The organism is Dietzia papillomatosis NBRC 105045 (assembly GCF_001570845.1).
GTDB classification, from domain to species: Bacteria; Actinomycetota; Actinomycetes; order Mycobacteriales; family Mycobacteriaceae; genus Dietzia; species Dietzia cinnamea.
Map to the genome: position 1 here is coordinate 1 of NZ_BCSL01000130.1, position 533 is coordinate 533.

Sequence of the window (533 nt, forward strand, 5' to 3'; positions counted from 1 at the left end):
TAAGCGACACAGGCTCAGCCGGAACTACACGTCTCTATCGACCTGGCAAGCGCAGGCAGACAGTCCGATGTGCCGGGATCGTGGGTCCTCCTTCCCCACGGTGGCAGCCCACTAGAACCCCGGTGCCGCCGATTCGGCCCTGAGTGCGCTGGGGCGTGCCGATGCTGTTCCGGTAACCCTGGCGGACTGGCGCGCGTGGGGAGCTCGCTCAGGGGCCTCGTCGGTCGGGCTTGAGTCCGTGCTCGATTCCCCACGCCACGGCCTGGGCCCGGGTGCTCACGCCCATTTTTCGATACGCGGACCGGATGAAGGTCTTAACCGAATTGGTCGACAGGTAGCACTGCGCGGCGATGTCCTTGTTCGATAGTCCTTGAACAATAAGACCGATCACTTCCGCCTCCCTGGGAGACAGTCCCGCCTCTTTGGCCGGCCACCGATCCGATCGCATCACCGACAGGCCGGGGCCAACCATGGTCACCCGCTGACCTGCGGCGATTCTTTCAATTCCCTCGACGAGCTCGAGCGCTGTTAGC

At 64.0% G+C, this 533-nt stretch carries 1 protein-coding gene; it reads right to left on the reverse strand.

What is annotated here, in order from left to right; genetic code table 11:
* Positions 1 to 208 precede the first annotated feature (208 nt).
* Positions 209 to 533: helix-turn-helix domain-containing protein (locus tag DPA01S_RS16640; protein WP_198150859.1), on the reverse strand; the 325-nt coding region annotated here is incomplete at its 5' end.